Raw genomic sequence first — 24,475 nt, 5'->3', positions numbered from 1 at the left:
CGGCGCTTAGTCGGTGAGCGAAACGGTGCAAGTGGTGCCGGACACCAGCGTCACGCCGTCGGGCAGGCTGTCGAGCGCGATACGCACCGGCACGCGCTGCGCGAGCCGCACCCACGGCACGTTAGGCTTGATATCGGCAACGAGACTGCTGTCGCTCTCGACGCTCTGATCGTAAATGGCGCGACCTATACTCTCTACTTTGCCATACAGCGGCGTATGAGTGCTGTAGAGCAGGATTCTGGCGGGAGCGCCTTCGCGGATATGGCGCAGTTTGGTCTCTTCAAAATAGCCCACCACATAGAAGGAATGGCTGTCTACCAGCGCGAAGACCGGCTGACCCTGGCTTGCGTAGTTACCCACGCGGCTTGAGAGATTAGTCACCCAGCCATCGACGGGGGCTACCACACGCGTCTGCTCAAGCTGCCAGCGAGACTGCTCAAGCGACGCTTCGGCCATTTTCAGCGCGGCCTGCGCGGCTTTTACGCTGATATTCGCGGTGTCGAGATCTTCGGCGGAAATATAGTTTTGTGGCAGATGGCGGCGGCGGTTCGCTTCGTTATTGGCTTTGGCAAGATCGGTCTGCGCACGGGCGATTTGCGCTTCGGCGTTCAGCACCGCGATGCGGTAGGGCGTGTCGTCTATCGTGAACAGCAATTCGCCCGCTTTGACTTTCTGGTTGTCGCGCACCAGCAGGCGCGTAATGGTGCCGGAGACCTGCGGCGTGATATTCACCTGCTCGGCGCGTACTTTTCCATCACGCGTCCAGGGCGACTGCATGTAGTAATTCCAGACCAGCCAGCCTGCCAGCAGAGCGGCTGCAACCACAAAGAGCGTGGAGAAATATTTCAGAGTTTTCAGACGCATGAGATTACCACACAATCAGCATCAGCAGCCCGAGGCTGACTGACAAAACGAACAGGGAAAGATCCATTAATGTCGGGTGCCAGATGTCGCCCGCGTAAATCCAGTCACGCAGCAGACGGTGCACCATCAGCCAGATAAAAAAACCGAGAATAACGGCCTTAAAAAGGGGAGGGAAATAGACCGACGCACCGGCGACGAGATCCGAAAGCGCGAACCCTGATGTGAAGAAGCGCGATATCACGAAAGATAATCCTTGAAAATCGGAGAGATGGCACCCGTTTCAGATACGCCGTTGTGGTCTAAAATTATAGACGTCGCGGTATTCATCGCCAGTGTGGCCATTTGTTTTAGCTATCTAAATACTGCACACTAGTCTAAAATCAGCATAATAACTTAGCAAGCTAATTATAAGGAGATGAAATTGGAATCGCCATTAGGCTCTGACCTGACAAGACTGGTGCGCATCTGGCGTGCTCTGATTGACCATCGCCTGAAGCCTCTGGAATTAACGCAGACCCACTGGGTGACACTTCATCATATCCACTCGCTGCCGCCCGATCAGTCGCAAATTCAACTGGCCAAGGCCATCGGTATCGAGCAGCCGTCACTGGTGCGTACGCTCGACCAGCTCGAAGAGAAGGGGCTTATCGCCCGCCACACCTGCGCCAGCGACCGGCGCGCCAAGCGCATTAAGCTGACCGAGAAAGCGGCGCCTATCATCGCGCAACTCGAAGAAGTGATTCTGAAAACGCGCGGTGAAATCCTCTCGGGCATTTCGCAGGAAGAGCACGACCAGATGCTGCACATCGTGGCGCGTCTTGAGAAGAACATTCAGGCGCTGTCGGCGAAAGAGTAAACGGTCTGTATGACGACCGTGTGAAGCAACACCATCACAATCAAAATCGCGCGCATAAAAAAACGGAGGAGCCTGATGCTCCTCCGTTCTTGTATTTACACCGGTAAAATCGTGCGTTTTAGCGCGGAGAAACGGTGACCTGGCTGCCGTTGCTGGCCAGTACAACACGCTGACCGGCAGAGAAACGGGTATTGCCCTGTTTCTGTACTACCATGATGGTGTTGCCGTCGTCCTTACGGATTTCCAGCTCTACGCCCTGCGTTTTGTTCATTGCGCCCTGAACGCCCTGACCTGCCACGCCGCCTGCGATAGCGCCTGCCGCCGTTGCCAGCGAACGACCCGTGCCGCCGCCGACAGTGTTGCCAAGAAAACCGCCCAGCACCGCACCGCCGAGTGCGCCGATAACGTTGGTATCATCCCCGCCCTGGATTTTCACCGGACGCACGTTCACGACAGTACCGTACGTGACGTTCTGTACCTGCTTGGCCTCAGAGGCGGTGTAAACGTCCCCGGAAAGGCTATCATTGTTGACGCAGCCCGCCAGCGTTACCCCTGCCAGTGCAACAACCAGTACACGTGAAATCATGTAAATCTCCTGTTCACCAACAAATGCTCACCTGAGCATCCATCATATTCAAATTATATGGCATAAGACCGCGATATTTCACATTCTTCACGGAGCCGATGATAAAAATCCTAAAATATTCTGCCTGAACGGTAAATCAACAGCGACTGGAAAACCGGCTTTTTGCACCGCACGGGATTATTCCGTTGCTCAATCAGGGTGAATGTTTATGATTGTGGGTCGCGTTGCACGTTTTCAAACAGGGCTTAAGGATTGCGTATGAAATCAGGTCGCTACATTGGAGTGATGTCCGGCACCAGCCTCGACGGGGTGGATGTGGTGCTGGCGGCCATCGACGAACACATGGTGGCGCAGCAGGCGAGCCTGAGCTGGCCGATGCCGCCTGAGATTAAAAAGGCGATCCTGGATATCTGTCAGGGGCAGCCGCTGACGCTCTCTCAGCTCGGCAGGCTCGATCATCAGCTCGGTTGCCTGTTTGCTGATGCGGTCAACGCGCTGATGGAGCAGCAAAAACTTAAGCCCGAAGACGTCATGGCGATTGGCTGCCACGGGCAGACCGTCTGGCATGAGCCGACCGGCAGCGCGCCGCACACCATGCAGATAGGCGATAACAATCAGATTGTGGCACGCACCGGCGTGAGCGTCGTGGGCGATTTCCGCCGTCGCGATATGGCGCTCGGCGGGCAGGGCGCGCCGCTGGTGCCCGCGTTCCATCAGGCGCTGCTGGCGCACCCGACGGAGCGGCGCATGGTGCTGAATATCGGTGGCATCGCGAATCTTTCGCTGTTGTTCCCAGGCCAGCCGGTAAAAGGCTTCGACACCGGCCCTGGCAATATGCTGATGGACGCCTGGATTTGGCGTCAGAAAGGCAAACCGTTTGATAAAGACGGCGAGTGGGCCGCCAGCGGCAATGTGGTGCAGCCGCTGCTGCAAAAGATGCTCCGCGATCCGTATTTCTCAACGCCTGCGCCGAAGAGCACCGGACGTGAATATTTCAACTACGGCTGGATAGAGCGCCAGCTCTCGTCCTTCGCCGGGCTGCCCGCCCAGGATGTGCAGGCGACGCTGCTGGAGCTGACTGCCAGCACTATCGCGCGGGACGTGCAGCTGAGCGGCGGCGCGGAACGGCTGATGATTTGCGGCGGCGGCGGGCGCAACCCGCGGCTGGTGGCGCGTCTTGCCGCGCTGTTGCCGGGCACCGAAGTCTCGTCAACCGATGAGATGGGCATTCGCGGCGATGATATGGAAGCGCTGGCCTTCGCCTGGCTTGCGTACCGCACGCTCAGCGGCAAACCAGGAAATCTTCCCTCCGTGACCGGCGCGCGCGAAGCGAGCGTGATCGGTGCAGTCTTTCCCGCCAACCCCTTAAATAATCGGAGTTTGCCGACTTTTCCTGCTCCGCCAGGACGTTAGACTGGATGCGTTACGGGGGCGTCCGGCCCCCTTCAGAAATACGCATTCAGGATATGCCATGAAGAAACTGCTTGTCGTTTTGCTCCCCACGCTGCTGGCTGGCTGTAGCTACTATGACGCTATGGTTGAGCGCATGAACACCGATACCCTCGAATATCGCTGCGATGAAAAACCGCTGACGGTCTCTCTCAATAAACAGCGCGAGCAGGTCAGTTTTGTGCTGGATGATAAGATGCTACACCTGAATCAGGGCCGCGCCGCGTCCGGTACGCGCTACACTGACGGCATCTATGCGTTCTGGTCGAAAGGCGATGAGGCGACGGTCTACCATCGCGACAATATTGTGTTAAATCACTGTCAGTTACAAAATCCGAAGCGTTGAGATTTTAGCGGGTGGGGCGCACAATAGCGCCACCCGATCCTCACTGGTTCAACGCTATGTCTGATATTGACCATCTGCAACAGATCGCGCATCTGCGCCGCGAATATACCAAAGGCGGGCTACGCCGCCGCGACCTCACCGAGACGCCGTTACCGCTGTTTGAGCGCTGGCTCGCCCAGGCGTGTGACGCAAAACTCGCCGATCCTACCGCTATGGTGGTCGCCACCGTTGATGAACACGGCCAGCCGTACCAGCGTATTGTGCTGCTTAAACATTTCGATGAGCGCGGTATGGTGTTCTATACCAACCTCGGCAGCCGCAAGGCGCATCATCTTGAAAACAATCCGCGTATCAGTTTGCTGTTCCCGTGGCACATGCTGGAGCGCCAGGTGATGGTCACCGGCAAAGCAGAGCGTCTCTCGACGCTGGAAGTGGTGAAATATTTCCACAGCCGCCCGCGTGACAGCCAGATCGGCGCCTGGGTGTCGAAGCAGTCGAGCCGTATTTCCGCGCGCGGCGTGCTGGAGAGCAAATTCCTCGAACTGAAACAGAAATTCCAGCAGGGCGAAGTGCCGCTGCCAAGTTTCTGGGGCGGTTTTCGCGTCTCGTTTGAGCAGGTGGAATTCTGGCAGGGCGGTGAACACCGTCTGCACGACCGCTTTTTATACCAGCGCGACGGCGATGGCTGGAAAATCGACCGTCTCGCCCCGTAAGTGAGCGATTTTCTTATGCAAGCGCTGGCGCTCCCAGGGCTTGCGCTTTATTCTATGCCTCCCTGAATTTTATTCTTCGCCAGTGGGCGAAAAGCCGTGTACCGGCAAAGGTGCAGTCGTAAATACATGGAGAAATCGATGGCAAGCAGCAATTTGATTAAACAATTGCAGGAGCGGGGCCTTGTGGCTCAGGTGACGGATGAAGAAGCGTTAGCGCAGCGACTGGCGCAGGGGCCGATCGCCCTTTATTGCGGCTTCGATCCCACCGCCGACAGCCTGCACTTGGGCCATCTGGTTCCCTTGTTGTGCCTGAAACGCTTTCAGATGGCGGGGCACAAGCCGGTTGCACTGGTTGGCGGCGCCACCGGTCTGATTGGCGATCCAAGCTTCAAAGCGACCGAACGTAAACTTAATACCGAAGATACCGTCCAGGAGTGGGTGGATAAAATCCGCCGCCAGGTCGCGCCGTTCCTTGATTTTGATTGCGGCGAGAACTCCGCTATCGCGGCGAACAACTATGACTGGTTCGGCAACATGAACGTGCTGACCTTCCTGCGCGATATCGGCAAGCACTTCTCGGTCAACCAGATGATCAACAAAGAAGCGGTGAAGCAGCGCCTGAACCGCGATGACGTGGGCATCTCCTTCACTGAATTCTCCTACAACCTGTTGCAGGGTTATGACTTCGCCTGCCTGAATAAACTGCACGGCGTGGCGCTGCAAATCGGCGGCTCCGATCAGTGGGGTAATATTACGTCGGGTATCGACCTGACCCGTCGTCTGCATCAGAACCAGGTGTTTGGCCTGACCGTACCGCTTATCACTAAGTCTGACGGCACCAAATTCGGTAAAACCGAAGGCGGCGCGGTATGGCTGGATCCGAAGAAAACCAGCCCGTACAAGTTCTATCAGTTCTGGATCAACACCGCGGACGCGGATGTCTACCGCTTCCTGAAATTCTTCACCTTTATGAGCATTGATGAAATCAACGCGCTGGAAGAAGAAGACAAAAACAGCGGTAAAGCGCCGCGCGCCCAGTACGTGCTGGCTGAACAGGTGACGCGCCTGGTGCATGGCGAAGAGGGCCTTGCTGCCGCAAAACGCATCACCGAAAGCCTATTTAACGGCAACCTCAACGCGCTGAGCGAAGCGGATTTCGAGCAGCTCGCGCAGGACGGCGTGCCGATGATCGAGATGGAAAAAGGCGCGGATCTGATGCAGGCGCTGGTCGATTCCGAGCTGCAGCCGTCCCGCGGCCAGGCGCGTAAAACCATCGCGTCTAACGCTATTACCATCAACGGTGAGAAGCAGTCTGACCCGGAATACACCTTCAGCGACAGCGACCGCCTGTTTGGCCGCTATACGCTGCTGCGTCGCGGTAAGAAAAATTACTGCCTCGTCTGCTGGAAATAACACTCAGCCAGTCAAGGGCGTGGGAAACCACGCCCTTTATTTTTAACCCGACCTCTCGTTTCACCCGGAAAATCATGAAGAATATTCTCGCCATTCAGTCTCACGTGGTGTTTGGTCACGCCGGCAACAGCGCGGCTGAATTCCCGATGCGCCGTCTGGGCGCCAATGTCTGGCCGCTTAATACGGTGCAGTTTTCCAACCACACGCAGTATGGCCAGTGGACGGGCACGGTGATGCCGCCGTCGCATCTGACGGAAATCGTGCAGGGCATCGCGGCTATCGGCCAGCTGTCGCGCTGTGACGCGGTGCTGAGCGGCTATCTGGGGTCGGCGGAGCAGGGCGAGCATATTCTGGAGATTGTCCGTCAGGTGAAGGCGGCCAATCCGCAGGCGAAATATTTCTGCGATCCGGTGATGGGCCACCCGGAAAAGGGCTGCATCGTGGCACCGGGTGTGGCGGAGTTTCACGCGCGTTTCGCGCTGCCGGCAAGTGATATCATCGCGCCGAATCTGCTGGAGCTCGAAATGCTCAGCGGCCATGCGGTAGCAAGCGTTGATGAGGCGGTCGCGACCGCGCGTGAGCTTATCGCCCGCGGCCCGCAAATTGTGCTGGTAAAACATCTGGCGCGTGCAGGATATCATCAGGATCGTTTCGAAATGCTGCTGGTGACATCCGACGAGGCCTGGCATATCAGCCGCCCGCTGGTGGATTTCGGCGCGCGTCAGCCGGTTGGCGTGGGTGACGTGACGAGTGGTCTGCTACTGGTGAAACTGTTACAGGGCGCGACGCTTCGTGAGGCGCTGGAACATGTGACGGCGGCGGTCTACGACATCATGGTGACCACCAAACGCATGGAAGAGTATGAATTGCAGGTCGTGGCGGCGCAGGACGGCATCGCGCAGCCTGAGCACTACTTCACGGCAGTGAAACTGTAAAAAAACGCCGCGTCTGCAACAGACGCGGCGCTGACAGGTGTTACGCGCTCAGACCTTCCGCTTTGAGCGCGGCTGCCACGGCAGGGCGCGCTTTCACGCGGGCATGGTAGTCAGCGATATTGTCAAACGCCTGCATCTCAAGTCCGACCGCTTTCGCCCAGTTCAGCACGGTAAACAGATATGCATCCGCCACGCTGAAGCGCAGCCCCATCAGCCACTGTTTCTGCGCCAGCGCCTCATTCACGTACGCGAATTTCTTCTGCAGCTGCGCGCGTGCGATGGTCTTGTACTCATCCGGCGTATCCGGGCGGAACAGGGGCGTAAAGCCTTTGTGCAGCTCGGTGGCGATATAGTTCAGCCACTCCAGCGTATGGTAACGGGTCATACTGCCAACCGGCGCGAGCAACTGACGGTCCGGGACAAGATCTGCGATGTACTGCACAATAGCCACGCCTTCTGTCAGCAGCGTATTGTCATCCAGCAGCAGCGCCGGCACCTGACCTTTCGGGTTGATAGTCAGATAGTCTTCGCCAGTTTCCGTGCGTTTGGCGGCCAGATCCACCGCCACCAGCGTAAAATCGATATTGGCTTCGCGCAGAATGATGTGCGGCGAAAGCGAACACGCGCCGGCTTTGTAAAACAGTTTCATGGCAATGCTCCCTTCTCATGAATAAACCAAATTATGGTAGAGCGCGAACGGGTAAAAAAAAAGCCGCCAGCATGAAATCTGACGGCCTGAACAACGTTTCCCGAACGGTTACGCGTGTGCGGTATCCGTTTCTGTCGCGTTATCATCCTGCGTCATGCGGTTCAGCAGGGGAGCCGTGAGCAGCATCAGCACGGCGATTACGCCGGTGGCGATACCAATCTGCATGAAGACGCGGCCGTAAACGTCCAGCGACTGCAGCGGGTCGGTCACGTTTTCCGGCACGGCCATCAGGTTAGCCACTTTACCGGCGATCATCGCCGCGCCAGCCGTGGTCAGGAACCAGCTACCCATGATGAAGCCCATCAGGCGCTGAGGCACCAGCTGCGCAACCATCGCAAGGCCGAGGCCGGAAATCATCAGTTCGCCGATACTCTGCAGCGCGTAGCTCAGAATAAGCCAGTTTACGAAGACGATACCGGCATCCGAGGCGAATTTCGCGCCCAGCGGCAGCACCAGGAACGCGCCAGAGCACAGCAGCATACCGATGGTGAATTTAAACGGCATCGGCAGGCGGTCGCCCAGCTTGTTATAGATAGCGGCCAGAATCGGGCTACCAATCATGATCCAGAACGGGTTAAGCGCCTGGAACTGCTCCGGCTGGAACGCGATACCCAGAATTGAGTGTTCCACGTTACGGATAGCGAAGAAGTTCAGAGACGTCGGCATCTGCTGGTACAGCACGAAGAACACAATCGCCTCCAGCATGAGAATAAACGCGACGATCATTTTGCGGCGCGCGGCACCCTGCATGGCAAAGGCCTCTTTCGCAAAAATAATCACGATACCGAGAGCGACCACGCCAAGCACCATACGTGCGATGCCCTGGTTGTGCAGCAGCCAGGTGGCGATAGCGACCAGCACCACGATACCTGCGATAGTCGCCAGCAGTTTGCCCACGTGCAGCGGCGCGAAGTCGGGTTTTGAGCCGTAATCTTTCACCCACTTCTTGCAGAAGATGAAGTTCACGAGGGTGATGAGCATACCGACAAAGCTCAGCGAGAACGCCACGCTCCAGCCGAATTTATCAGCGAGCCACGGGGTCGCCAGCATGGAGAAGAACGAACCGATGTTAATCGCCATGTAATACATGGTGAATGCGCCGTCGAGACGCGGGTCATCTTTCTCATAGCAGGTTGAGAGCAGGGACGACGGGTTAGCTTTAAACAGGCCATTACCTACCGCGATGGTCGCCATACCGAAGTAAACGATACCGGCATCGTGACCAGACCACGCCACCAGCGCATAGCCGATAGCCAGCACAATGGTGCCGAGCATAATGACGCGTTTGGTGCCGAGCACTTTATCGCCCAGCCAGCCGCCGATAGCCACCAGGCCATACACCAGCGCGCTGAAGGAGGAGAACAACGTAATGGAATCCGCTTCCGACATACCCAGCTGTTTGACCAGGTAAACGGCCATGATCCCTTGCAGGCCGTAGTAACCGAAACGCTCCCATAACTCGATCGAGAAAATCAGATAAAACGATTTCGGTTGTTTGAAAGCGTTCATACTCACGCTTTCTGCTGGTTTTTTGTTTGCAGTCGACACATATACCTCTTTTTTTACAGCCCGCATTAACCGCGGGGGTGGTATGCGCGTGGTGCCTGGCGGCATGCGCTTTTATTGTTATATGAAGTGAGAAACGGCGGGTAATGTTCACTATCCTGACCGCTGGCACAAGGCTTTTGTAATAATCTGTTACATATAAGCCGGGCGGGATAATCCGCCAGTCGTTCCGCTAAGGCTCAGCGTTAAATTTCATGATAATGACTATTGTAGATTTTTTAACTGCTGAAACGGGCGCTGAAGCGGTATTTGGTTATATGTTCTGCTGAAATGCCGGTCAGGTAGTCATATAGACCTGATTATCAGAGAATGTCCGATATATATATTATTGGTGACGGTGATAACCGAGGTGCCACAAGGCTTTGAGCCCAATAATGCAACGGAAATTTAACAGAATGTTGCGAGTGTGATAATTCTCACAAATCTATAGAAAATTCCTGTCGAAAAAAAACGATCAACCTGGCGAACTGATTTAAGACGGGATTTTGGACGGCTAAAAACGCTAACGAGACGGATTGCAGGAGCTTAATCGGGCGGCGGATGTGACAAAGGTGACATCCGCCGCGTTGTGAATTAATCGTACATTTTTTCAGCGTATTCGCAGAGATCTTCAATAATGCAGGAGCCGCAGCGCGGCTTACGCGCGATGCAGGTATAGCGCCCATGGAGAATAAGCCAGTGATGGCAATCCACTTTAAACTCGGCTGGCACCACTTTTAACAGCTTCTCTTCCACCGCGTCGACATTCTTACCGGGCGCGAATTTTGTGCGATTGCTGACGCGAAAAATATGGGTGTCAACCGCGATAGTCGGCCAGCCGAACGCGGTGTTCAGCACCACATTGGCTGTTTTACGCCCGACGCCGGGCAGTGCTTCCAGCGCTGCGCGGTCTTCAGGCACTTCGCCGCCGTGTTTCTCAAGAAGAATACGGCAGGTTTTGATCACATTTTCCGCTTTGCTGTTAAACAGCCCGATAGTTTTGATGTACTCCTTTACGCCGTCCACCCCGAGCGCCAGCATCGCTTCGGGCGTATTGGCGACGGGGTAGAGCTTGGCTGTGGCTTTATTCACGCTCACGTCGGTAGCCTGCGCCGAGAGCAGAACGGCTATCAGTAGCTCAAACGGACTGGTGAAATGCAGTTCGGTTGTCGGATGCGGATTGTTAGCGCGAAGCCGGGTAAGGATTTCGATGCGTTTTGCCTGATTCATGACGCTTTTTCCGCCGCGGCCTCCACGACAACCGGCTTCGCGGCGCGGCGTTTCATACGCTCGTCAATCAGGTATTTCACCGCCAGCATCATACCGAGGCCGATAAACGCGCCAGGCGGCAGCATCGCCAGCAGGAAGGGGGTATCGGTGTGGAACACCTCGATGCGCAGCACGCGCGCCCAGCTGCCGAGCAGGCCGTCAGCGCCGTCAAACAGCGTGCCGTTGCCGAGGATTTCACGCAGCGAGCCCAGCACGAACATCGCACCGGTGGCACCCAGGCCAATCGCAAAACCGTCAAGCGCCGAGAGCAGCGGGCCGTTTTTGGCGGCGAACGCTTCCGCGCGGCCAACCACAATACAGTTCGTCACGATAAGCGGGATGAAAATGCCGAGCGACTGATACAGACCGAACGCGTAAGCATTTATCAACATCTGCACGATGCTCACTACCGCCGCGATAATCATCACGTAAATGGGGATACGGATCTCGCCCGGCATCCAGCGCCGAAACGCGGAAATAGAGGCGTTGGTGAGCGTCAGTACCAGCGTGGTCGCAAGGCCAAGGCCGAGCGCGTTCGTCGCCGTGGACGTCACAGCCAGCAGCGGACACATGCCGAGCAACTGCACCAGCGCCGAGTTATTTTTCCATAACCCGTTAACCAGAATCGATTTCACGTCATTCATGGGTTTTCTCCACAGGAAGGCAGGGTGGAAAGCTGCGGCTCCAGCGTCTGCGCGTACAGCCCCGCGCGTTTAACCGCATTGACGACCGCACGCGGCGTAATCGTCGCGCCAGTAAACTGATCGAACTGGCCGCCATCTTTTTTCACCGCCCAGCGAGTATCATTCGGCCCATGGATAACCTGGCCGGCAAAACCGGTTATCCAGTCGCTGATGCGGGTTTCTATTTTATCGCCAAGCCCTGGCGTCTCGTGATGCTCCGTCACGCGGGTGCCGAGCACGGTGCCTTTGAAATCCGCACCAACGAGCAACTGTATCGCACCGGAATAGCCATCCGGCGCGGTTGCCTGCATCACGACCGCCACCGGCGTATCGCCTTTACGCGCCACCCATAGCTGTTTTTCGCCACGCCCCAGCGCGGGCGCACTGACAAGATAGCAGCTTTGCTGAATATCATTGTCATACATCTCTGGCGGCAGCACCTGATCGAACAGCTGTTTCTGCTGTAGCGCCGCCTGGCCTTCGATGGTGGTCTTCGTCAGCGCATTAACCATCGCGGTCAGCCCGGTTGTCAGGGCCGCGAAAACGGCGAGCGTCACGCCATGTTTCTGAATCGTCTTAAGCATGGGCTCTCCTTACCGGTGACCATAAACCCGCGGGCGGGTGTAGTAATCGATGAGCGGCACGGTGATGTTGGCCAGCAGCACGGCGAACGCCACGCCGTCCGGGTAGCCGCCAAAGCTTCGAATCAGCCACACCAGCAGGCCCGCCAGCGCGCCGAAGACCAGACGTCCTTTGTTCGTGGTAGAGGCCGTGACCGGGTCGGTAAGAATAAAGAACGCGCCAAGCATCGTTGCGCCCGAGAGCAGATGCATCAGCGGCGACAGGAATTTCTCCGGCGCGATAAGCCAGCCGAGCGTCGAGCACACCGCGAGCGTTACCAGAAAACTCACCGGGATATGCCAGCGGATGGTGCCACGCGCGAGCAGGAACAGGCCGCCTGCCAGATAAGCGATATTCACCCACTGCCAGCCGAGGCCCGCCAGCGCGCCGCCATAAATCGGCTGTGCCAGCAGTTCACCGGCAGGATGACCTGCATGCAGGCCGGTCTTAAAGGTATCAAGCGGTGTCGCCTGACTCACGCCATCAATGCCGAGACGCAGTTGCGACATCGTATCGCCACTGGCAGTGACGCCGTGGAAAATGACCTGTAAAGCGTCGAGAAAATCTGGCGCGGTAGCGGCGATCTGCTGAGGCGGCAGCCAGTTGGTCATCTGTACCGGGAATGAGATAAGCAACACCACGTAGCCAATCATCGCCGGGTTAAACGGGTTGTGACCCAGCCCGCCATAAAGCTGTTTGGCGATGATGACCGCAAAAGCGGTGCCGAGCACGACCATCCACCACGGGGCCAGCGGGGGAATGCTTACGCCGAGCAGCAGGCCGGTCAGCAGGGCGGAATTGTCGCCAAGATGGCTTTTAAGCGGCAGTTTGCGCAGGCGTATGACCAGCGCTTCACTGGCAAGCGCGCTGACGATGGCTAACAGAATCTGCACCAGGCTGCCGTAGCCGAAAAAGTACCACTGCACGGCGATGCCCGGCACGGTGGCCAGCGTCACCAGCATCATGATACGCGACGTCTGGCGCTGGTTATGGGTATAAGGGGAACTCGCGATTCTGAAAACCATTTAATCCTCGTTAACAACCTTTTCGGCAGCCTTGCGCGCCTGCACGCGGGCAATCGCGGCGGCAACGGCAGCCTTGCGCGGATCGTCCGCTTCATTTTCTTCATTCGCCGCCTGCGCGCGCTCACCGGCCTGCGCCGCTTTACGCGCTTTGGCGCGGGCAATGGCGGCTTCGACGGCGGCTTTGCGCGGGTCGACCGGCTCGGCAGGTTTTTCGTCTGCGGTCGCGTTTTCCCCGGCCTGCGCCGCTTTACGGGCTTTAGCGCGGGCAATAGCGGCTTCGACGGCGGCTTTGCGCGGGTCGACCGGTTCGGCATGCGTTTCATCCGCTGGGGCGCTTTCAGCCGCCTGCGCCGCTTTACGGGCTTTGGCGCGGGCGATAGCGGCTTCAACGGCGGCTTTGCGCGGGTCGACCGGTTCGGCAGGTTTTTCGTCTGCGGTCGCGTTTTCCCCGGCCTGCGCCGCTTTACGCGCTTTGGCGCGGGCAATGGCGGCTTCGACGGCAGCTTTGCGCGGGTCGAGCTGCTCGGCAGTTTTTTCGTCTGCGGTCGCGTTTTCCCCGGCCTGCGCCGCTTTACGCGCTTTGGCGCGGGCGATAGCGGCTTCGACGGCGGCTTTGCGCGGGTCGACCGGTTCGGCAGGTTTTTCGTCTGCGGTCGCGTTTTCCCCGGCCTGCGCCGCTTTACGGGCTTTGGCGCGGGCAATGGCGGCTTCGACGGCGGCTTTACGCGGGTCGACGGATTCCGCGCTGGCGTCAATTTCCGGTTCCGTTGCTTCGTGTGCAGGTACGGAGCTGTTCGCGGCCATTTCCTGCTGCACTTTCTCCGCCTGACGTGCGCGGGCTTCCGCTTTACGGGCTTCACGGGCGGCAATTACCGCGCTGTTATCCGGTGTCGCCCCGGCGGCCACTATGATCGGCTGATCATCGCCTTTCTTCTCGCGAACACGTGCCAGCGCCGCCTGAATGGCGTCCTGATCCTGGCCTGAAGGCTGTACGGAAGATTTTTTATGGCGTTCAAGGCGCGCGGTTTTTTCACGTTCGAGACGGGCCTGGCGCGCTTCAAAGCGCGCTTTAGCTTCCGCGGCGCGTTTTTCTTCTTCGGCGATAGCGCGAATTTCCGCTTTTTCCTGACGGAAATATTGCACCAGCGGAATATTGCTCGGGCAGACATACGCACACGCGCCGCATTCGATACAGTCCGCCAGATTGTGGGCGGTGGCTTTATCATGCTGCTGGCCGACGCTGAACCAGTAAAGCTGCTGCGGCAGCAGGTCGGCCGGGCAGGCGTCGGCGCAGGCGCTGCAACGGATGCAGTGCTGCTCTTCCTGCGGCGCGCCCATTTCAGTGGCGGAAGGTGCCAGCAGGCAGTTAGTGATTTTCACCACCGGCACGTCGAGGCCGGGCAGGGTGAAGCCCATCAGCGGGCCGCCCATGATAACCAGCTGTTCGCTGGTCGGGATAAACCCGGCGTGTTCCAGCAGGTGGCGCACCGGCGTACCGATACGAGCCCAGACGTTACCCGGACGGCCGACGGCTTCGCCTGTCAGCGTCACTACGCGTTCGGTCAGCGGCTCGCCATCGATAATCGCGCGCTTGACGGCAAACGCGGTACCGACGTTCTGCATCAGCACGCCGATGTCAGAAGAACGCCCCCCATGCGGCACCTGTTTGCCGGTCAGGATTTGGGTGAGCTGCTTAGCGCCGCCCGACGGGTATTTAGTCGGGATAACGCGCAGGCGAATTTTATGCTCGCCGTGCAGCACGGCGCGCATCATTGAGATTGCCTGCGGTTTGTTATCTTCGATGCCGATCAGCACTTCGCGCGGCTGAAGAATATGGGCAAGGATGCGCACACCGTCGATAATCTGCGCGGCGCAATCCTGCATCAGGCGATCGTCAGCGGTGATATAGGGCTCGCACTCCGCGGCGTTGATAATCAGCGTTTCGATTTTATCGCCGCCGCCCTGAAGCTTGGTGCCGGTCGGGAACCCGGCGCCGCCGAGGCCCGCCACGCCAAACTGATGAATACGTTCAATCAGCGCTTCGCGGCTGCGGCACTGGTAGTCGCTCCAGCCGTCGCGAGCAATCCACCTGTCTTCGCCATCGGCGTCGATAATCACGGAGAGCTCCGGCAGGGCGGAAGGGTGCGCCGTCGGGTGCGGCATAATCGCCGTTACGGTGCCTGAGGTGGGCGCATGCACTGGCAGCATCCGGCCACGGCCAACGGTGAGCGGCTGACCGCGCAGGACTTTATCGCCTGGCGCTACGCAGATCTCGCCTTCGCTGCCGATATGCTGTTTGAGCGGAATAATAAAACGGCCCGGCAGCGGCAACTGGCGCAGCGGGGTGCCGTTAGACTGGGTTTTCATCTCCGGCGGATGAATGCCGCCGTTGAAATCCCAGACTTTCTCTTTTCTGAACGCAGAAAATAACTTAAGCATGTTGTTCCACAGGAATGTTACGCACCGGAATGGTGTTGAGATCCCATTTCCAGTTATCCGTCGTGGTGGCGGCCGGGCGCAGCTCAATGCATTGCGTCGGGCAGGGGTCTACACAGAGATTACAACCGGTGCAGAGGTCGCTCATCACGGTGTGCATGGCGCGGGTGGCACCGACGATAGCGTCCACCGGACAGGCCTGAATACATTTGGTGCAGCCGATGCAGTTCGGCTCGTCGATCACGGCCAGCATCCGCACCGGCTCGGCCATGGCGGCGTCCCCGTCCAGCGGCTGCGGCTCGACGTTAAGCAGCGTGGCGATTTTCTGCATCACCGGCTCGCCGCCGGGCACGCAGCGGTTGATCTGCTCGCCGTTGTTGGCGACCGCCTCGGCATACGGGCGGCAACCCGGATAGCCGCACTGGCCACACTGGCTCTGCGGCAGCAGTTCATCGACCTGATCGACCACCGGATCTTCTTCTGCGGCGAAACGGCGCGAGGCATAGCCCAGCAGCATGCCGAAAAGCAGGGCCAGCAGCGTCAGCGCGACAACCGCGATAACAATCATTTCCATCAGAACTTCACCAGCCCGCTAAAGCCCATAAAGGCCAGAGACATCAGGCCCGCGGTGACCAGCGCGATGGCGTTGCCGCGAAACGGCAGCGGCACGTCGGCCACAACCAGACGCTCGCGAATGGCGGCGAACAGCACCATCACCAGCGAGAAGCCGACCGCGGCGGAGAAACCGTACAGCGCCGACTGCATAAAGGTATGGTTAAGATTGATGCTAAGCAGCGCAACACCCAGCACGGCGCAGTTTGTGGTAATCAGCGGCAGATAAATACCGAGCAGGCGATAAAGCGCCGGGCTGGTTTTGCGCACCACCATTTCGGTGAACTGCACCACGACCGCGATAACCAGAATAAACGCCATCGTACGCAGGTAGACCAGCTCAAGCGGCACCAGAATCAGATGATCGATAATCCATGAAAAAATGGTCGCAAGGGTCATCACGAACGTGGTCGCCATTCCCATGCCAATCGCGGATTCCAGTTTTTTGGAAACACCCATAAACGGACACAGGCCGAGAAACTTCACCAGCACGAAGTTGTTGACCAGCACCGTTCCAACAAACAACAGTAAATAATCAGTCATTATTCGACCTGAAACGAAAAAAGCCGCTCATTATCGGACATACGACAAAGGGCGACAACGGAGAATCTGTAAGGTTATTTTGCCCGGACAAACGTCTGCTTCACGCGCGCAGAGCGCTTGAAATAGGGCACCAGCAGTGCGGCGGCCAGTAGCGGGAACAGCAACTGACGTACCGCCAGCGCGTCGCTCACCGGCGAGAACGCAAAAGATTTTATCGCCAGCAGGACGGTCAGCAGCAGCCAGATAATATAGTGGCGCGGCACACCCTGACGGCATTTGAAAAAGGCGACGGTCAGCCAGAGCGTATAGCCCCACATCGCCATGGCGCACAGCATCGAGCCATACCAGAAAAGCACTTGCGTAGTGCCTTGCGCGCTGAGCGCCTGATGGACTTGCGGGGAGGCAAGCCCCATCACATAGAGCGCGACGGCAAGCGTGGTGCTGAGTAACGACATCAATAACCAGGCGAGAGGGGCGAGCAACCAGCCTCCGATACGCATCGGGGACGCGTCGGTCATATAACCTCCCGGGATATAAATTCAACAAATGGCTAAAGAATAATTACAGCGCAAAGATTATAAAGATTTTCTGTCTGATTGCTACCTTTACGCCTTACTGCACGTAACGCCAGACGGTTTTCGGCACCTGACCCAGATCGAACAGACGTCCACCGGACACCAGTTCGGCACGGCGGTGATCCGCGGCGCGATACATATTGATAATTTCCTGATTATCCGTAAGGGTGTAATTAAGGTGATCGAACAATTTTTCCAGACTTTCAAGCGTGCTGATTTTACGAAACTTTAATAAATAGTCCTGAACGGTCATGTTAATCGTTATCCGCGCAATAAAATAATAATGAGATTTCGCCAGAAGAGGCGGGCCGGGTAAAGAATAAACGCAAAAATGGCATTATGCAGGTTTAATAAAAGCCTGAATAACATTTAAGAGTTTTCCTTGAGAATTAACGCACGCCCGGCTTTCGGGAGAGAAAGAGTAACGCGCTTCATGGAAGCTGGCAATATCCTGTTTGTGCCTCCGGGCGGCCTTTTTACGACAATATGTAAACCGGATTCAGGCACTGTCACTCGAGTTACCGCGCGTTTCCTGGCGGTACACCTGCTATTTCCAGGTGTTTTATCTACGTTCTCTTGCGCGTTCCGGTTTTATTCTTCCTTCAGGCCGTAGCATTATTGACGCGATAAACACCACGCTATTTCTTTTAAGTCGTGTTGCTTATTTCATCAAAACAATAAATTGCTCACGATGCATCGTGAGTCGGACGCTATTGAACAGCAAAGAAGGAAATGCCTGCGCGGTTTCGCCAGAAAGATTCTGGCGCGAGGCAGAAAATGATGAAAATTCTGAAATAAGCCGTTTATTTTCGTTTGGTTATGAAAGCGTTGAGGCGGCGTTGCGAATGGTGTCAAATACAGGGGTTAACTCAGCAGAGGAATGAACATGAACGATAACGTCCGGGTGGGATTAATCGGCTACGGCTACGCCAGTAAAACCTTTCACGCGCCGCTTATCTCAGGTACGCCGGGGATGGAGCTTGCCGTCATCTCCAGCAGCGACGCGGGGAAAGTCCACGCCGACTGGCCGGGAATGCGGGTCGTGTCGGACCCAAAACATCTGTTCAACGATCCGCATCTTGATCTGATTGTCATTCCCACGCCGAATGATACCCACTTCCCGCTCGCGAAAGCGGCGCTGGAAGCCGGGAAACATGTGGTGGTGGATAAACCTTTCACGGTCACGCTGTCGCAGGCACGTGAGCTGGAAACGCTGGCAAAAAGCGCCGGGCTGGTGCTGTCGGTGTTTCATAACCGCCGCTGGGACAGCGATTTTCTGACGCTCAAACAGATTATCGCCGAAGGGCAAATTGGCGAGGTCGCTTATTTCGAATCCCATTTTGACCGCTTCCGCCCTCAGGTGCGTGACCGCTGGCGCGAACAGGCCGGGCCAGGCAGCGGCATCTGGTACGATCTGGCACCGCATCTGCTGGATCAGGCGGTGCAGCTTTTCGGGCTGCCAGTCAGTATCAACGTCGATCTCGCGGAGTTGCGCCCGAGCGCGCAGGCGACGGACTATTTCCACGCCGTGCTGGCGTACCCGGAGCGGCGCGTTGTGCTGCACGGTACGATGCTGGCGGCAGCGGAGTCCGCGCGTTATATCGTACACGGCACTCGCGGCAGCTACGTCAAGTTTGGCCTTGATCCTCAGGAGGAAAGCCTGAAATCGGGTACGCGTCCGCCGCAGGAAAACTGGGGTTACGACATGCGCGACGGCGTATTAACGGTGGCTCGCGGCGAGATGCTGGATGAACAGACGCTGCTGACGGTGCCGGGTAACTATCCGGCTTATTACGCTGCCGTGCGCAGCGCTATCCGTGGCGAAGGTGAAAACCCGGTTCCGGCAAGTCAGGCCATCGTCGTGATGGAGTTGATTGAAGCGGGGATTGAATCCGCGAAACGCCGCGCCGCGGTCTGCCTGCGCAGTTAAGCCTTACGCTCCGGCGTACCGTCGCCGGGGCAATTCTTCTTCCATTTTAAACGGCGCGTCACTCAGGCGCGCGGTTTCACCCGCATAACTCGCCAGGATCGGCTTTTTGTTGCAAAGTAGATTAACCTGCAACATGACAAGGAACTGACAATGAACTGGCTGAAGCGCCTGAAAATTGACACATTTTTACTGATTATGATTGGCGTCGTGATTGTCGCCTCGCTGTTTCCCTGCGAGGGGCGTGTCAAAACGGTATTTGAATACCTCACTACGGCGGCCATCGCGCTGCTGTTTTTTATGCATGGCGCGAAGCTTTCCCGCGAGGCGATTCTGGCCGGGATGGGGCACTGGCGGCTGCATTTGATGGTCTTTCTCAGTACGTTCGTACTCTTTCCACTCATTGGCCTGGCGATGAAGTTCATCCCGCACAGCGTGCTGCCGCCATCGCTCTATATGGGTTTCCTCTATCTTTGCGCGCTGCCTGCGACGGTACAGTCCGCCATTGCGTTTACCTCCGTTGCGCGCGGCAACGTCGCGGCGGCGGTGTGCAGCGCGTCGGCGTCAAGCATTCTTGGGATTTTCCTCTCACCGGTACTGGTGGGCGTCATGATGCAGGCCCAGCAGGGCGAGACCGATACGCTTGAAGCTATCGGGAAAATCATTCTGCAACTGATGGTGCCGTTTGTGGTGGGGCATCTGTCGCGTCCGCTCATTGGCCGCTGGGTCGACAGGCATAAAAAGCTCATCAATATGACGGACCGTTCATCGATTCTGCTGGTGGTTTATGTCGCCTTCAGCGAGGCCGTGGTGGAAGGCATCTGGCATCAGGTGACGGGTCTGGCGCTGCTGGCGGTTGTTGTCGTGTCGCTGGTGCTGCTGGCGATTGTGCTGGTGATTAACGTCTGGATGTCGCGCCTGCTCGGTTTTAATAAAGAGGATGAGATAACCATCGTTTTCTGCGGCTCCAAGAAAAGCCTCGCAAACGGCGTGCCGATGGCGAACGTGCTGTTTCCGGCAAGCCAGGTGGGGATCATGGTTCTGCCGCTGATGATTTTCCATCAGATCCAGCTGATGGTCTGTGCGGTGATGGCGCAGCGCTATGCGCGCCGTAACGAGCAGAAAACAGGTCAGAAGGCCTCTGCCTCCTGACCTGGCGGCGCGGCTTACGCCGCGCTGACTTTCGCTACCAGCGCCTGTTTTTCGGCGTCCGTCAGGAACGCAATTTTCAGGCCGTTTTCTTGTGCGGTGCGGATCTGCGCCGCACTCAGCCCGGCAGCCGGTGCCGCAACCTCATACTCATGACGAATATCGACGCCCTGCACGCCAGGATCGTCGGTATTAATAGTGGCGAGAATATTGTGCTCCAGGAATGTCTTCAGCGGGTGATGCGCCAGTGAGGCCACTGTGCTGGTCTGGATATTAGAGGTCAGGCACGATTCAATCCCGATACCCTGTTCGGCCAGGAAATCCATCAGCGCCGGATCTTCCACCGCTTTTACACCGTGACCGATACGCTCGGCACCGAGTTCGCGAATCGCCTGCCAGATGCTCTCCGGGCCTGCGGCTTCACCGGCGTGAACGGTGATATGCCAGCCCGCGTCACGTCCACGGTTGAAGTGGTTCAGGAACAGGCTGCCGGGGAAGCCCAGTTCGTCGCCCGCCAGATCCAGCGCGGTGATATGGTCGCGATGCGCCAGCAGGCCGTCCAGCTCCGCCACGCACGCCTCTTCACCGAAGGTGCGGCTCAGAATGCCGATAAGACGAGCGTCAACGCCGTAGTCACGGCTGCCCTGACGCACGCCGTCAATCACGGCTTCCACCACGCCGGCTATCGGCAGGTTGTGGGTCATCGCCATATAGCCCGGCGAGAAACGCAGTTCCACATAATGCAGGCCGTTGCGCGCGGCATCTTCCATATTTTCATACGCCACGCGGCGGCAGGCTTCCAGCGAGCCGAGCACCTTTACGCCCCAGTCGAGTTTGGCGAGAAAGCTCACCAGATCCGGTTCATTTTTGGTTATCTGCACGTGCGGGCGCAGCGTTTCCAGCGTATCGGCGGGCAGGGCGAGATTAAACTGGCGGCCCAGGTCGAGAATAGTTTGCGCGCGGATGTTGCCGTCAAGATGGCGATGAAGGTCGGTAAGGGGAAGGCGGGTATCAATCATGATGGCACTCTTTTTTAGAATAAAGTGCATACCATTATAAAAATAATTGCCGCAAGAATGCTACGTTGCGCAACAAAAGAGGGGCCACAACGGCCCCTTTTGCACTTAAAGTGAACGAATTGCGCAAATTAGCCGCTCCACACCTTGCTCCAGTTTGCTGCGAGGGCAGCCAACGTTCAGCCGCAGGAAGCCGCGACCTTCTTCTCCGTAGGTGTATCCGGGCATAATCGCGACTTTCCCGCGCTCAATCAGCGCCTTTTGTAGCGCCTCGTCATCAAGCCCCAGAGGCCGTAAATCGATCCAGGCCAGATACGTCGCCTCGGGCGGTTGCCAGTTAAGTTGCGCAAACGCGCCATTGAGCTGCTCCGCCACAAAACGCAGGTTCTCCTGTAAGTAACCGCGCAGCGCATCAAGCCAGGGCGCGCCGTCGCGGTAAGCCGCGATATGCGCGACCAGCGATAACACGGCAGGTGACGAGAGACCGTCGCGGCCTTTCAGCGCCTGAAGATAAGCCTCACGGTCTTCAGCCTGTGTGATAAGCCCCCAGGCCCCGGTCAGCGCCGGAATGTTGAAGCTCTTTGAAGCCGACGAGAACAGCGCCCAGCGCCCCTGGCCGACCTCGCACCACGGAATATGTGGATGATCGCTCCAGACCATATCCATATGGATTTCATCACTCACCACCCGCACGCCGTGACGCGCGCACAGCGCCGCCATGGTTTCCAGCTCGTCTCGTTGCCATACTTTGCCGGTCGGGTTATGCGGGCTGCACAGCAGCATGATTTTGCATTCAGGGCGTGCCAGAAGCGCCTCCAGCGCGGTCATGTCACACTGCCAGCCGTTCGTGGTTTGCGTCAGTGGAGCGCCGAGCACCCGGCGCCCGTTACCTTCAATGGTTTTCCAGAACGCGTCATAGGCGGGCGTGTGGATCAGTACCTCGTCACCGGGCGCTGACCACTGGCGGATGAGTTGCGACACCATGTGAATCACCGATGGCCCGTAGACCAGCGCCTCGCGCGGAATGTCACAGCCGAAACGCGTGGCGTACCAGTGGGCAATCGCGCCGGTAAACGCCGGGTTCTGCCAGCGGCTGTAGCCGAGCACGCCGTGAGCCAGCCGCGTCGATATGGCTTCCAGCACGCAGGGCGCGGTCGGGAAGTCCATATCGGAAATGGTAAAGGGCAGAAGATCGTCCACGCCAAACCGGTCGGCCACGTAATCCCACTGGGTGCACCAGGTGCCGCGGCGATCCACGGCCTGTGAAAAATCGAACATGTCGCCTCCCGGTTTACGCCTGCACGGTCTGCATCAGGCTGTCCATTTCATCTTTGACCGACTGCACCTGGGGACCAATCACCACCTGCAAATTGTGCTGGTTCAGTTGCACCACGCCGATGGCGCGGTTCGCCTTGAGCGCGGCGCTGTCAACCCGAGACATATCTTTTACCGAAAGACGCAGGCGGGTAATGCAGTTATCGAGCGACGTAATATTCTCCGCGCCGCCGAGCGCCTGCAAAATGGCCGGGACGTCATAGCCGGATTTCCCCGTGTGGCCTGACGGCGCGACATTCACGGCCGCGGTATCAGCCTCACGGCCCGGCGTTTTCAGGTTAAAGCGGGCGATAGCGAAGCGGAAAATAGCGTAATAGACCACGAACCAGACGCCTGCCACGACCGGCACCCAGTACCATTTGGTGGAAAGCCCGTGCAGTACGCCGAAAACCACAAAATCGATAATATTGCCGTCGGTGTTCACTGAAGTGTAATGGGTATAATTGATATTTGCCGATGTACACTGTGAACAATCAGGTTACTGCAATGTTGAAAATTACAGCTCCCACTCAACTGTGTATGCCGGAAGGAAGCCAAAGACAAGATTGTAAATCCCTTTGAATTTCTCCGTTGTTACCAACACCCCACACAATCATCATCCCTCTTTTATCAAGGCATGATTTCCGTTGCCCCCTTTCACTCCTTCTGATATGATAATGAGTTATTATAAATATTTCCGTAAACTTTGTTCCGTAGTATTTCTCTCCTCGAAAACATCCCCAACGTCAGATGCAAGGCGGCTTTGCGCTATCGCAAATGCCATCGTTTTACCGTGGTTTTAGGTAGTAACTATGTAGGGGTGTGATCTCTTTCTGAGTACAAAAAGGTTAATTTAACAATGATGCAACAATCACAAACCCTATTCGAATCGTCGGTTTTATCGGCAACAAGTTTTCGTACCGTCTACCATGAACACGGACGTTACAAAACAATTAATGGCAACTCCTTTGTTCATGATGGTCATGCATACCGGATTAACACAAGAATCGGCTCTGGTGTTCGTCATGACATACTTATTTCAACAATCAACGAACTGAACGCAATCCTGAAGCTCTACAGTCGAGTGTTCCTTACCCGTTTTGATCTCCACCTCCCTGAGTTCACTTCTGTTGAAGCAGGTAACAAATACATACGCAACTTGTTCAAACGATTACGTGACCGCCTAGGGTCTGGGAATAACGGTTTATCGGAACCTATTATCGATTTTGCTTACGGTTGGGTTTGCGAACAGGAAAAGGCATCACAACCCCATTACCATTGCTGGATTGCACTTCCACATCGTTCGGTAAGATGGTTTGGAACGCCAGAAAGAGGGATCGCTGGTATTATTACGGAAATCTGGATGAAACTGACAGGTGGTAAAGCAACGCTGGTAAACTTGGCTAAAGCCACTAAAGACTATCCCGATCACTACGTCATTCATCGTGAACATCCTTCATCACTCGAAGGTCCGGTATTCTGGCTTTCTTACCTGGCAAAAGAACGCGGTAAAGCGCAAACAGGGAAGGGAACGCGCATGTACTCAACATCAAAATTGAGTAGCAAAGTACTGAATTCGTAAATATCGCACAGGAAGCCCGTAGCGCGTTTTTCTTTCCAAGGTATGCAATCGCATTACCCATATCATGAAAATCGCTTACAGCCTCGCTCAGAGCGTTTTAAGGCATGATTTGTTCCTGGTTAACTTTATGCTTCGGTCAGATGCATGATAGTTCAACTATAGTTGCTATGCTGATACATTCATACATTACTTCAAAATTCCGAGCGCAGCGAGGGACACGAACGTAGTGAGTGTCTGTGTACTATGTACTGTTTATAATATTTATATTTTATATATAGAAAAAACAGTACATTTCCGTATGTTTTTT

Annotated in this window: 26 protein-coding genes and 1 pseudogene; 10 read left to right on the top strand and 17 right to left on the bottom strand. The window is 56.7% G+C overall.

Annotated elements, in window-relative coordinates:
• Positions 1-6: 6 nt before the first annotated feature.
• The gene (locus tag CSK29544_RS16165) at positions 7-864 is read right to left on the bottom strand and encodes an efflux RND transporter periplasmic adaptor subunit (RefSeq protein ID WP_007891808.1); all 858 of its coding nucleotides are present in this window, start codon (positions 862-864) and stop codon (positions 7-9) included.
• Between the two features lie 4 nt (positions 865-868).
• Positions 869-1,105, bottom strand: a complete 237-nt coding sequence (locus CSK29544_RS16160; protein ID WP_007867474.1) for a DUF1656 domain-containing protein — start codon at positions 1,103-1,105, stop codon at positions 869-871.
• Between the two features lie 174 nt (positions 1,106-1,279).
• On the opposite strand from CSK29544_RS16160, the gene slyA reads away from it, so the two are divergent.
• Complete coding sequence (gene slyA, locus CSK29544_RS16155; RefSeq protein ID WP_029038938.1) at positions 1,280-1,720, top strand: transcriptional regulator SlyA; 441 nt, start codon at positions 1,280-1,282, stop codon at positions 1,718-1,720.
• A 118-nt stretch (positions 1,721-1,838) separates the two neighbouring features.
• On the opposite strand, the gene slyB is transcribed toward slyA, so the two are convergent.
• The gene (slyB, locus tag CSK29544_RS16150) at positions 1,839-2,306 is read right to left on the bottom strand and encodes an outer membrane lipoprotein SlyB (RefSeq protein ID WP_004386095.1); all 468 of its coding nucleotides are present in this window, start codon (positions 2,304-2,306) and stop codon (positions 1,839-1,841) included.
• A 258-nt stretch (positions 2,307-2,564) separates the two neighbouring features.
• Between slyB and anmK the strand changes: the two genes are divergently transcribed.
• The 5 genes from anmK to pdxY all read left to right on the top strand — a co-directional run bounded on the left by anmK (position 2,565) and on the right by pdxY (position 7,162).
• Positions 2,565-3,719 (top strand): anhydro-N-acetylmuramic acid kinase, encoded by a 1,155-nt coding sequence (gene anmK / locus CSK29544_RS16145; protein ID WP_007891805.1) that lies wholly within the window; start codon positions 2,565-2,567, stop codon positions 3,717-3,719.
• 58 nt (positions 3,720-3,777) lie between these two features.
• Positions 3,778-4,101: a C-type lysozyme inhibitor gene (mliC, locus tag CSK29544_RS16140; RefSeq protein WP_004386093.1), complete on the top strand. Its 324-nt coding sequence runs from the start codon at positions 3,778-3,780 to the stop codon at positions 4,099-4,101.
• 56 nt (positions 4,102-4,157) lie between these two features.
• Entirely contained in the window at positions 4,158-4,814 is a 657-nt protein-coding gene (pdxH, locus tag CSK29544_RS16135; protein WP_004386092.1) for a pyridoxamine 5'-phosphate oxidase, read from the top strand.
• 138 nt (positions 4,815-4,952) lie between these two features.
• Positions 4,953-6,227 (top strand): tyrosine--tRNA ligase, encoded by a 1,275-nt coding sequence (tyrS, locus tag CSK29544_RS16130; RefSeq protein WP_004386091.1) that lies wholly within the window; start codon positions 4,953-4,955, stop codon positions 6,225-6,227.
• Between the two features lie 74 nt (positions 6,228-6,301).
• A complete protein-coding gene (pdxY, locus tag CSK29544_RS16125; protein WP_007891793.1) occupies positions 6,302-7,162 on the top strand; it encodes a pyridoxal kinase PdxY in 861 nt (286 codons plus the stop codon).
• Positions 7,163-7,202: 40 nt separating this feature from the next.
• Here the strand turns inward: pdxY and gstA are convergent, their stop codons facing one another.
• The 11 genes from gstA to ydgT form a co-directional block, all read right to left on the bottom strand.
• Positions 7,203-7,811 (bottom strand): glutathione transferase GstA, encoded by a 609-nt coding sequence (gene gstA / locus CSK29544_RS16120; RefSeq protein ID WP_004386089.1) that lies wholly within the window; start codon positions 7,809-7,811, stop codon positions 7,203-7,205.
• Positions 7,812-7,919: 108 nt separating this feature from the next.
• Positions 7,920-9,419, bottom strand: coding sequence for a dipeptide/tripeptide permease DtpA (gene dtpA / locus CSK29544_RS16115; protein WP_029038937.1), 1,500 nt, complete (start codon positions 9,417-9,419; stop codon positions 7,920-7,922).
• A 591-nt stretch (positions 9,420-10,010) separates the two neighbouring features.
• Positions 10,011-10,646 (bottom strand): endonuclease III, encoded by a 636-nt coding sequence (gene nth, locus CSK29544_RS16110; protein ID WP_007867501.1) that lies wholly within the window; start codon positions 10,644-10,646, stop codon positions 10,011-10,013.
• The gene (locus tag CSK29544_RS16105; RefSeq protein WP_004386086.1) at positions 10,643-11,329 is read right to left on the bottom strand and encodes an electron transport complex subunit E; all 687 of its coding nucleotides are present in this window, start codon (positions 11,327-11,329) and stop codon (positions 10,643-10,645) included. The genes nth and CSK29544_RS16105 overlap by 4 nt, the downstream gene beginning before the upstream one ends.
• On the bottom strand, positions 11,326-11,952 hold the full coding sequence (gene rsxG, locus CSK29544_RS16100; RefSeq protein WP_007849689.1) for an electron transport complex subunit RsxG: 627 nt from the start codon (positions 11,950-11,952) through the stop codon (positions 11,326-11,328). Before rsxG ends, CSK29544_RS16105 begins: the two co-directional genes overlap by 4 nt.
• Positions 11,953-11,961: 9 nt before the next feature.
• A complete protein-coding gene (rsxD, locus tag CSK29544_RS16095; RefSeq protein WP_007891790.1) occupies positions 11,962-13,014 on the bottom strand; it encodes an electron transport complex subunit RsxD in 1,053 nt (350 codons plus the stop codon).
• Positions 13,015-15,453: an electron transport complex subunit RsxC gene (rsxC, locus tag CSK29544_RS16090; RefSeq protein ID WP_046623076.1), complete on the bottom strand. Its 2,439-nt coding sequence runs from the start codon at positions 15,451-15,453 to the stop codon at positions 13,015-13,017.
• Complete coding sequence (gene rsxB, locus CSK29544_RS16085) at positions 15,446-16,024, bottom strand: electron transport complex subunit RsxB (protein WP_004384913.1); 579 nt, start codon at positions 16,022-16,024, stop codon at positions 15,446-15,448. The genes rsxC and rsxB overlap by 8 nt, the downstream gene beginning before the upstream one ends.
• Positions 16,024-16,605 (bottom strand): electron transport complex subunit RsxA, encoded by a 582-nt coding sequence (gene rsxA, locus CSK29544_RS16080; RefSeq protein WP_004384912.1) that lies wholly within the window; start codon positions 16,603-16,605, stop codon positions 16,024-16,026. The genes rsxB and rsxA overlap by 1 nt, the downstream gene beginning before the upstream one ends.
• A 74-nt stretch (positions 16,606-16,679) precedes the next feature.
• Positions 16,680-17,123 (bottom strand): DUF2569 domain-containing protein, encoded by a 444-nt coding sequence (locus tag CSK29544_RS16075; RefSeq protein ID WP_004384911.1) that lies wholly within the window; start codon positions 17,121-17,123, stop codon positions 16,680-16,682.
• 94 nt (positions 17,124-17,217) lie between these two features.
• Complete coding sequence (gene ydgT / locus CSK29544_RS16070) at positions 17,218-17,433, bottom strand: transcription modulator YdgT (protein WP_004384910.1); 216 nt, start codon at positions 17,431-17,433, stop codon at positions 17,218-17,220.
• A gap of 460 nt (positions 17,434-17,893) precedes the next feature.
• On the opposite strand from ydgT, the gene CSK29544_RS24610 reads away from it, so the two are divergent.
• The 3 genes from CSK29544_RS24610 to CSK29544_RS16060 all read left to right on the top strand — a co-directional run bounded on the left by CSK29544_RS24610 (position 17,894) and on the right by CSK29544_RS16060 (position 20,259).
• The gene (locus CSK29544_RS24610) at positions 17,894-18,064 is read left to right on the top strand and encodes a hypothetical protein (RefSeq protein WP_007891784.1); all 171 of its coding nucleotides are present in this window, start codon (positions 17,894-17,896) and stop codon (positions 18,062-18,064) included.
• Between the two features lie 2 nt (positions 18,065-18,066).
• Positions 18,067-19,110 (top strand): oxidoreductase, encoded by a 1,044-nt coding sequence (locus tag CSK29544_RS16065; RefSeq protein WP_007891783.1) that lies wholly within the window; start codon positions 18,067-18,069, stop codon positions 19,108-19,110.
• 150 nt (positions 19,111-19,260) lie between these two features.
• Positions 19,261-20,259 (top strand): bile acid:sodium symporter family protein, encoded by a 999-nt coding sequence (locus CSK29544_RS16060; protein WP_007891779.1) that lies wholly within the window; start codon positions 19,261-19,263, stop codon positions 20,257-20,259.
• Positions 20,260-20,273: 14 nt separating this feature from the next.
• Here CSK29544_RS16060 and add read toward each other — a convergent pair whose 3' ends face one another.
• From add to CSK29544_RS16045, 3 genes and pseudogenes are all read right to left on the bottom strand, one after another.
• Complete coding sequence (gene add / locus CSK29544_RS16055; protein WP_004384907.1) at positions 20,274-21,275, bottom strand: adenosine deaminase; 1,002 nt, start codon at positions 21,273-21,275, stop codon at positions 20,274-20,276.
• A gap of 105 nt (positions 21,276-21,380) precedes the next feature.
• The gene (locus tag CSK29544_RS16050) at positions 21,381-22,550 is read right to left on the bottom strand and encodes a MalY/PatB family protein (RefSeq protein WP_007891776.1); all 1,170 of its coding nucleotides are present in this window, start codon (positions 22,548-22,550) and stop codon (positions 21,381-21,383) included.
• 13 nt (positions 22,551-22,563) lie between these two features.
• A pseudogene (locus CSK29544_RS16045) lies at positions 22,564-23,028 on the bottom strand (glucose PTS transporter subunit EIIB); the annotation flags it as partial.
• 417 nt (positions 23,029-23,445) lie between these two features.
• Between CSK29544_RS16045 and CSK29544_RS23210 the strand changes: the two are divergent.
• Positions 23,446-24,168 carry a YagK/YfjJ domain-containing protein gene (locus CSK29544_RS23210; protein ID WP_023280002.1) on the top strand — a complete coding sequence of 241 codons (723 nt, stop codon included), beginning with the start codon at positions 23,446-23,448 and terminating at the stop codon, positions 24,166-24,168.
• Positions 24,169-24,475: the final 307 nt, after the last annotated feature.

The organism is Cronobacter sakazakii, assembly GCF_000982825.1.
Lineage (GTDB): Bacteria > Pseudomonadota > Gammaproteobacteria > Enterobacterales > Enterobacteriaceae > Cronobacter > Cronobacter sakazakii.
Note: the sequence above shows the minus strand (reverse complement) of the source record. Positions and strands in the feature narration are given on the sequence as shown.

Excerpts from the sequence above, each read along its gene's own strand:
- pdxH (WP_004386092.1), top strand. The coding sequence starts at position 4,158 with ATGTCTGATATTGACCATCTGCAACAGATCGCGCATCTGCGCCGCGAA.
- rsxA (WP_004384912.1), bottom strand. The coding sequence starts at position 16,605 with ATGACTGATTATTTACTGTTGTTTGTTGGAACGGTGCTGGTCAACAAC.
- rsxC (WP_046623076.1), bottom strand. The coding sequence starts at position 15,453 with ATGCTTAAGTTATTTTCTGCGTTCAGAAAAGAGAAAGTCTGGGATTTC.
- CSK29544_RS16065 (WP_007891783.1), top strand. The coding sequence starts at position 18,067 with ATGAACGATAACGTCCGGGTGGGATTAATCGGCTACGGCTACGCCAGT.
- rsxG (WP_007849689.1), bottom strand. The coding sequence starts at position 11,952 with ATGCTTAAGACGATTCAGAAACATGGCGTGACGCTCGCCGTTTTCGCG.
- anmK (WP_007891805.1), top strand. The coding sequence starts at position 2,565 with ATGAAATCAGGTCGCTACATTGGAGTGATGTCCGGCACCAGCCTCGAC.
- CSK29544_RS23210 (WP_023280002.1), top strand. The coding sequence starts at position 23,446 with ATGATGCAACAATCACAAACCCTATTCGAATCGTCGGTTTTATCGGCA.
- rsxB (WP_004384913.1), bottom strand. The coding sequence starts at position 16,024 with ATGGAAATGATTGTTATCGCGGTTGTCGCGCTGACGCTGCTGGCCCTG.
- CSK29544_RS16165 (WP_007891808.1), bottom strand. The coding sequence starts at position 864 with ATGCGTCTGAAAACTCTGAAATATTTCTCCACGCTCTTTGTGGTTGCA.
- tyrS (WP_004386091.1), top strand. The coding sequence starts at position 4,953 with ATGGCAAGCAGCAATTTGATTAAACAATTGCAGGAGCGGGGCCTTGTG.
- slyB (WP_004386095.1), bottom strand. The coding sequence starts at position 2,306 with ATGATTTCACGTGTACTGGTTGTTGCACTGGCAGGGGTAACGCTGGCG.
- CSK29544_RS16060 (WP_007891779.1), top strand. The coding sequence starts at position 19,261 with ATGAACTGGCTGAAGCGCCTGAAAATTGACACATTTTTACTGATTATG.
- gstA (WP_004386089.1), bottom strand. The coding sequence starts at position 7,811 with ATGAAACTGTTTTACAAAGCCGGCGCGTGTTCGCTTTCGCCGCACATC.
- CSK29544_RS16105 (WP_004386086.1), bottom strand. The coding sequence starts at position 11,329 with ATGAATGACGTGAAATCGATTCTGGTTAACGGGTTATGGAAAAATAAC.
- slyA (WP_029038938.1), top strand. The coding sequence starts at position 1,280 with ATGAAATTGGAATCGCCATTAGGCTCTGACCTGACAAGACTGGTGCGC.
- CSK29544_RS16050 (WP_007891776.1), bottom strand. The coding sequence starts at position 22,550 with ATGTTCGATTTTTCACAGGCCGTGGATCGCCGCGGCACCTGGTGCACC.
- rsxD (WP_007891790.1), bottom strand. The coding sequence starts at position 13,014 with ATGGTTTTCAGAATCGCGAGTTCCCCTTATACCCATAACCAGCGCCAG.
- ydgT (WP_004384910.1), bottom strand. The coding sequence starts at position 17,433 with ATGACCGTTCAGGACTATTTATTAAAGTTTCGTAAAATCAGCACGCTT.
- nth (WP_007867501.1), bottom strand. The coding sequence starts at position 10,646 with ATGAATCAGGCAAAACGCATCGAAATCCTTACCCGGCTTCGCGCTAAC.
- pdxY (WP_007891793.1), top strand. The coding sequence starts at position 6,302 with ATGAAGAATATTCTCGCCATTCAGTCTCACGTGGTGTTTGGTCACGCC.
- mliC (WP_004386093.1), top strand. The coding sequence starts at position 3,778 with ATGAAGAAACTGCTTGTCGTTTTGCTCCCCACGCTGCTGGCTGGCTGT.
- add (WP_004384907.1), bottom strand. The coding sequence starts at position 21,275 with ATGATTGATACCCGCCTTCCCCTTACCGACCTTCATCGCCATCTTGAC.
- CSK29544_RS16075 (WP_004384911.1), bottom strand. The coding sequence starts at position 17,123 with ATGACCGACGCGTCCCCGATGCGTATCGGAGGCTGGTTGCTCGCCCCT.